Here is a 6,538-nt window from a genome sequence, read left to right on the forward strand (position 1 = left end):
GCCGCGCGGAGTGCTCGACGGACGTCGTCGTCCGAGACGGATTCGGTGCCCTGGACCACCCCGCCGATCACGATCACGTACTCGCCGCGAGGCTCGCCGACGTCGACCGACCCGAGGGTTCCGCGGATGGTCTCCTCGTGGAGTTTCGTGAGCTCGCGTGAGATCGACACCGGACGGTCCGCACCGCATGCGTCGAGGAGGTCGACGAGAGTCCGCTGGATCCGATGGGGTGCCTCGTAGATCACCACGGTCCTCGACTCCGCTGCGATGGAGGAGATCCGTTCGATTCGTTCCCGACCCTTGCGCGGGAGAAAACCCTCGTAGACGTGGCGACCGCTGGGCAGACCGCTGATCGTGACCGCCATCGTCGCAGCGGTCGGACCGGGGACAGCGCTCACCGGATGCTCGGCCTCGACGGCGGCCGCGACGAGACGCTCACCGGGGTCGGAGATCCCGGGGCTGCCCGCATCGCTCACGACGGCGACGTCGCCACCGGACGCCAGCACGTCGAGCACCTGCCCGGTGAGGTCGAACTCGGTGTGTTCGTTGCACACCGCGAGTCGTTTCGCCCGGATCCCGGCGTGTTGGAGCAGCTTTCCGGTGCGTCGGGTGTCCTCGCAGCAGACGAGTTCGGCCGACGCGAGCACCTCGACCGCGCGCGGGGCGAGGTCGCCAAGATTGCCGATGGGTGTGGCGACGAGCCACAGGGTGCTCATCGTTCGGCGCGGACGTCGTTGTCGTGCAAGTCGGAATCGCGTACTTCGATGACGTCGCCGACATGCACTCCCCAGCGGGCGAACGCTCCGGCCTCGGCCTCGATGACCCGCCGGGCCCGCAGAACTGGCATCCCGATGCGCTGGCGCGGCATCTGGACGGTGCGGATCACCAGGTCGTCGGCGTCGAGGAACGCGACGTCGATCGGGAAGCGCATCCCGATCGTGTGCACCCAGCGACACTTGTCGAGCACGATCGCTCCGTCGAGCGAGTCGCGTCCGAGGAGTCCCTTGCGTCGAGCAGCTCCCGTGGTCGCACATTCGGCCGAGGCCAAGACGTGCGCCTCGCTCACCAGCCATGCCATGTCATGAGCATGGCACGCCCGGGTGCTCGAGTGGGCGTTGATCGAGCGTTGCTCAGACGTTGAAGCGGAACTCCATCACATCGCCGTCCTGTGCCACGTAGTCCTTGCCCTCGACGCGCATCTTGCCGACCTCCTTGGCCTTGTTCCACGACCCGAGTTCGAGCAGTTGGTCCCACTGGATCACCTCGGCCCTGATGAACCCGCGCTGGAAATCACCGTGGATCCGCCCGGCACACACGGGGGCGGTCGATCCTTCGTGGAACGTCCACGCACGCGATTCCTGTTCGCCGGTCGTGAGGTACGTCCGTAGTCCGAGCAGGTGGTAGGCGCTGCGCACCATGCGGAACAGGGCACCTTCTCCGAGCCCGAATCCCTCGAGGATCTCCGCTCGCTCCTCCGGGTCGGTGATTGCGGCCGCTTCGGCTTCGAGTTGCACGCACATCCCGATGATCTCGACGTTGTCGCCGGCATTGTTGAACTCGGCGGCCACGCGTGCCTCGTGTTCGGGGATCGCGTCGAGGTCGTCCTCGCCCACGTTGACGACGACGAGGACGCGCCGGTTGGTGAGCAGGAAATAGGGATGCAGCGCCTCACGAACGTCGTCGCTCAGTCCGGCGCGGTAGAGCGGGAGGCCATCGGCGAGCGCGTCGTATGCAGCTTGCAGCGCCTCGGTCTCGTCGACCATCGACTTGTCGAGTTTGGCGGCGCGCTTGGTCTGGTGGAGTCGCTTCTCGACGGTCTCGAGGTCGGCGAGCGCGAGCTCGATCTCGACGACGCGTAGGTGTTCGAGCGGGTCGGACGGGCCGACGATGTCGTCGTTCACGAACGCGCGGAGCACGAACACGATGGCATCGACCTCGCGGATGTTGGCGAGGAACTTGTTGCCCAGGCCCTCACCGGTGCTCGCTCCCTCGACGAGGCCCCCGATGTCGACGACTTCGACCTGCGCGTGGATCGTCTTCTTCGACTTCGACATCTCCGACAGCTGCTCGAGGCGCTCGTCCGGAACCATCGCCACGCCGATGTTCGGGTCCTTGGTGGCGAACGGATACGGAGCGGCGAGTGCGCCACCACCGGTCAGTGCGTTGTACAGCGAGCTCTTGCCCGCGTTGGGGAGACCGACCAGACCGAAGCGTTCCATGCAGCCCGGAGGCTACCGACGCCGATCCCGAGCCACCTTCGCGCCATTGCTCCGAACCGCTGGCCCGAACCGCTGGCCCGCGCTCGGTCCGCTCGTCGCTCGCCCGTGGGTCTCGTCGCGCATCCATGCGGTTTCCGGCTGGAATCGCGACGAGAACCTCTGGTCCGTCGGGTGGGGTGGGTCGGATGCGGGTCAGGCGGCGTCGGGGGCGGGGATGTTCGCCCACCGTTCGATCGCGCCACGGATCTGCGCGGCGACCCGACTCGGGCGAGTCGTGATCTTGCGGTAGGTGAAGCGCAGCACGATCCAGCCGTGCGCAGCGAACTCGGCATCGTTCTCCCGATCGCGCTCGAATTGATCCCGCGCGCGGCCGTGGTAGCGCCAGCCGTCGCACTCGATGACGATCGGTGTCCCGACGACCCGAAAGTCGACCTCGCGTCCGCCCACCGACGCGTGGAACTCGACCGGCGGAAGTCCGTACGCCGAGATCAGGCGCCGCATCGCAGGCTCGAGCACCGAGTCGGCCGGCTTCGCGTCGATCGCCCAGTCGTCGAGGGCCGTGCGCAGCGCGGTCACTCCCGCACGACCGCGTCGCGCATGTTGCTGGAGCACCGTCTCGATCGCGTCGATGGTCGCGAGGTCGTTCGTCAGCGCATGTCCGACCGCGCCGTGGACATCGTGTGGGGCGACCGCTCCGAGGTCGAGCAGTGTCCGCAGGATCGCGGTGCATGCGATGCCGTCCCTGCGATACGGCTTCAACCGGGCCATGTCGCTCGGTCGATGAACCTGGACCCCATCGAGACCTCTCGCGAACCGCGTGCGGGGGGAGCCGACGAGCGGGAGGATGAGGTCGACCGGTGGTGGGGTTCCGATCGGAATGCCGTGGAGCAGCGCCGCCGACCGGTGCGAGGCGAGCGCACCGTCGCCTGCGGCGAGCGTGGCGGCGATGATCCGTTGGCGGGCCGTGTCCGGGGTGCCGACGAGTCGAGCAACGTTGCGGTACAGCGGCATGAGCGTTCCGTTCGTGGTGGCGCGCTGCCAGGACGAGGTCGAGAGTCCGGTCTGGTCGCGAGTGACGACGCCGTGCTGCGTGCGAGCGATGCGGTCGAGGGTGTCGAGCTTCATGACCTCCACGGGGTCACGAGGAGCCGAAACGGGAAGAGCCCGCCAGATCCAGATGTAACGGTGCAGGTGGTGGTCGGTCGGGCGCGTGGCCCGGTGTTCGTCGCTTGCTGCTTCGGGTGTCTGCTCCGGCGTTCTCGTCGCGGATCGGTTCGGTGGGCGGGTGGATGCGCGACGAGAGCGAAGGGGGTGGTGAATCGGCGAGGGGGCGCCGCGCCGTCACACGGAGGTTCGACGGCGGCGGACGCGGATGCGCGAGGCGCCGACGAGCGACGAACCGAGGAGCGCGACGGCCATGCCGGCTCGAAGTAGTCGCATCGTCGAGTCGCCGCCGGTGCGGGGCAGGTTGTCGGTGTGCACCGGCGGGACGGACGGGGCCGGGGCGGGTGCGGTCGGTGTCGGTGGGGCGACGGTGGTCTCGACCGTTTCCGGTTCCCATCGAACCTGCTGCGACATCGCGGCTGGGTCGTGGTGCTCGGCGATCACGAGTCCCGTCGCGACGTCGGTGATGGTGGTGAACACGACGCCGGTGCCTCCCTCCCGGGCAAGGTCGGTGGACGAATAGAGGATCTCCACGATCGGCTGCGTGTCACGACCGTCGTCCTCCACATCGCCGGTCTCGGAGGTGGTGCCGTCGGAATCGGGCACCGCGTGGAGATCGGCGGGGGTGAAGATCGTCGCCCCGGTCGCTGCGGTCGCCTGCACCGTGCCGTCGGGGGTGATCGTCATGAGGGTCGAGTCGGCGCGGAGTTCGACGTCGGGACGGGATGGGTCGAGGTCGGAGATGGTGAGGGTCTCGATGATGGCGCCGCCGCCGATGTCGATCCGGTGGTCGCCGTCGGCCGCGTCCACGGCGACCGAACCCACCTTCGCGACGTAGATGCTCTGCTCGATCGAGGTCAGGTCGTCGTGTCGGGCGACGAGTTCGCCGTCGACGAACAACTGCTCGGTGACCACGAGGTGTCCGGGGCGGTCGAGCCACCCAGAACCATCGAACACACCGGAATCGTTGGCCGCGTCGGACTCCGCCGGCACGTCGAAGTGGAGTTCGACCGAGATGCAGCCTCGGTCGCTCGGCGCGGCCACGAAGTCCACCGTGGCCACGATGCCGGTGCGCTCGGCCGGTTCTCCGTCCGCAGGGACGAACGCCAACTCGCCCGCGACGGTGTAGGTCGTCCCCTCCACGGCTCCGCACACCTCGACGTGATCGACGATGGTGCCACCGTCGGCGGCGAGATACTTGTCGCCGTCCGCCTGGTCGGTGGCCGATGTCGACAGCGTCGGGTGCCGCAGCGCGTTGTCGAACCTGACCACGATCGGGGTGGTTGGATCGGTCGGCACCGTGACGTGGTTCGGGTCGGGAAACGGCTCATCGCCGGGCCAGCGCGCCGGTCGAGCGACCTCTGCGATCGAGTAGTCGCCGGCCGGCACTGCCACCGAGGACGTCCGCCCGGTTTGGTCCGTCGTCACCGCGCCGAAGTCAGCGCCGTCGACGTCTCGCGTCACGGCGAACGTGAATCCGGACAGGTCGGAGCCGAACCCCGCCGAGCCGTCGATCGCTTTCTGCACGATCAACTCGTGTGTGATCGGGCTGTTGCCGATCTCGACGACCGTGGGCGCCGTCGGGTCGGATGAGACTGGTCCGGCCGTCACGATCTCGACGTCGGTGCCGAGGGGCCTGAGCCCGGCCGGCGCGGTGATCTCACGCACGGCCAACGGGGTCGGGTGGTTGGCTGCGAGCGGACCGAAGTCGATGATTCCGTCGGACCCTGACGTGCCGCGGGCGACCTCGGTTCCGTCGGCATCGATCAGCGCGATCTCGGCACCTTCGACGCCGAAGGTCGGATCGCTCGACGTCTTGACGACTCGGACGAAGCGTTGCTCGACCTCGCCGTGCAGCGAGCCGGAGGCCCGCACGACACCGTCCAGAACGGTGATGTTGTTCTGCGCGTTGATGTCGTCGCCGAACAAGTGAACGACCGCCGGGGATGCCTCGGTTTCGAAGCCGACCCGCCACGGCCCGGCGGCGTCGATCTCGACATCGAAGACGGCGTCGCCCTGGTCGTCGGTGACGGTTGCGCCCCCGAGTGTGCGGGTCAGATCGATCGAGGGCCAGCCGCGCTGTGCGGCGTTGCGAAACGCGACCGACGACGAGGCCGGATCGTCGTTCGGGGAGGTGACAGTCGCGTTGGTCGACGCCGTTGGCCACACCGGATGATTCGGGAGGGGACGTCCGTCGCTGTCCGCCACGTGGACACGGAGCCGGTCCGGAACGCCCGGCGAGGTCGGGGGAGTTCCATCGGCAACGGTGACCGTGACGACGAGCGTGCCCGCAGGGGTCATGGCGTCAGCGGCTGTGACCAGCTTCTGCGCGAGTTTCATCGCGGAGTTGCCGGCCGCCGATGGGGAACGTGCTCCCGAATCGCTGAACGTGGTTGCGGAGTCGAGGTCGATGCGCGGCGTTCCGGTCGGGTCGGAGAGGATCGATCGCAGCGCGAACCACACAGCGATCTGGCGATGGCGCGTCGACGAGAAGTCACCGGCGTCGACTCCGATCAGTTCGCCGGAAGCGTCGACCGGGAGCGGCTGGTAGGGGAGGACGGTGTCCTCGCCGTAGAGCGTGATGAGGGTCGCGGCCCGACGCATGTCGTGGGTCGTCCACGCGGTCGGCAGCGGGAGTTCCTCGATCGGGGCGACCGGGTAGCCGGTGTGGGTGTCGTCGACACACCATCCGATGCCGGTCGAGTTGTTGGCATCTTGCGGGATTCCCCAGACCGGTCCGTAGTGCGCGCCGGCGGCGACCGAGGGGATCGTCCCGGCGTCGGAATCGATCCGGAGAATGGCGCCGCAGAACGCAGAGTTCCCGGCGCATGCCGAGAGCGTGGGTGGCAGCGCGACGACGGGTTCGTGCGGTCGGGCCGAGTCGACCGCGGCGAGTGCGACGAGCACGCCCATCGCGACTCCGCAGCGCGCGATCCGCGCGAGTCGAGTGGGTCGGCCGCCGCCGGTGAACCAGGTCATCGTGCCGCCTCCGACTCGGCCCAGGCGGCCTGGGAGAATGCGGGATCGTCGGGGTCGACGAAGCGGTCCGTCCATCCGTCGGGCAGGGATCCATCGTGGTGCGGGATGGTCCGGGCGCCGCGCGTTTCGCAGAGGGTGGCGGGGGTCGGGTCGCTGATCGATGCCCGGCGGTAGCT

Annotated in this window: 6 protein-coding genes; all 6 read right to left on the bottom strand. The window is 68.6% G+C overall.

Annotated elements, in window-relative coordinates; genetic code table 11:
* A partial coding sequence (gene rsmI, locus WBV89_RS11485) for a 16S rRNA (cytidine(1402)-2'-O)-methyltransferase (RefSeq protein ID WP_423981487.1) occupies positions 1 to 716 on the bottom strand: 716 nt, incomplete at its 3' end.
* Positions 713 to 1,078: a DUF192 domain-containing protein gene (locus tag WBV89_RS11490; RefSeq protein WP_423981488.1), complete on the bottom strand. Its 366-nt coding sequence runs from the start codon at positions 1,076 to 1,078 to the stop codon at positions 713 to 715. The genes WBV89_RS11490 and rsmI, both read right to left, overlap by 4 nt.
* A gap of 52 nt (positions 1,079 to 1,130) precedes the next feature.
* Positions 1,131 to 2,219 carry a redox-regulated ATPase YchF gene (gene ychF / locus WBV89_RS11495; protein ID WP_423981489.1) on the bottom strand — a complete coding sequence of 363 codons (1,089 nt, stop codon included), beginning with the start codon at positions 2,217 to 2,219 and terminating at the stop codon, positions 1,131 to 1,133.
* A 192-nt stretch (positions 2,220 to 2,411) separates the two neighbouring features.
* Positions 2,412 to 3,344, bottom strand: coding sequence for a DUF559 domain-containing protein (locus tag WBV89_RS11500; RefSeq protein ID WP_423981490.1), 933 nt, complete (start codon positions 3,342 to 3,344; stop codon positions 2,412 to 2,414).
* A gap of 216 nt (positions 3,345 to 3,560) precedes the next feature.
* The gene (locus WBV89_RS11505) at positions 3,561 to 6,362 is read right to left on the bottom strand and encodes a VaFE repeat-containing surface-anchored protein (protein WP_423981491.1); all 2,802 of its coding nucleotides are present in this window, start codon (positions 6,360 to 6,362) and stop codon (positions 3,561 to 3,563) included.
* Positions 6,359 to 6,538: hypothetical protein (locus WBV89_RS11510; RefSeq protein WP_423981492.1), on the bottom strand; the 180-nt coding region annotated here is incomplete at its 5' end. The genes WBV89_RS11505 and WBV89_RS11510, both read right to left, overlap by 4 nt.

This window comes from Ilumatobacter sp. (assembly GCF_049588435.1).
Classification (GTDB): domain Bacteria; phylum Actinomycetota; class Acidimicrobiia; order Acidimicrobiales; family Ilumatobacteraceae; genus Ilumatobacter_A.

Coding starts and splice junctions, on each gene's coding strand:
- WBV89_RS11490 (WP_423981488.1), bottom strand. CDS start 1,078: ATGGCATGGCTGGTGAGCGAGGCGCACGTCTTGGCCTCGGCCGAATGT.
- ychF (WP_423981489.1), bottom strand. CDS start 2,219: ATGGAACGCTTCGGTCTGGTCGGTCTCCCCAACGCGGGCAAGAGCTCG.
- WBV89_RS11500 (WP_423981490.1), bottom strand. CDS start 3,344: ATGAAGCTCGACACCCTCGACCGCATCGCTCGCACGCAGCACGGCGTC.
- WBV89_RS11505 (WP_423981491.1), bottom strand. CDS start 6,362: ATGACCTGGTTCACCGGCGGCGGCCGACCCACTCGACTCGCGCGGATC.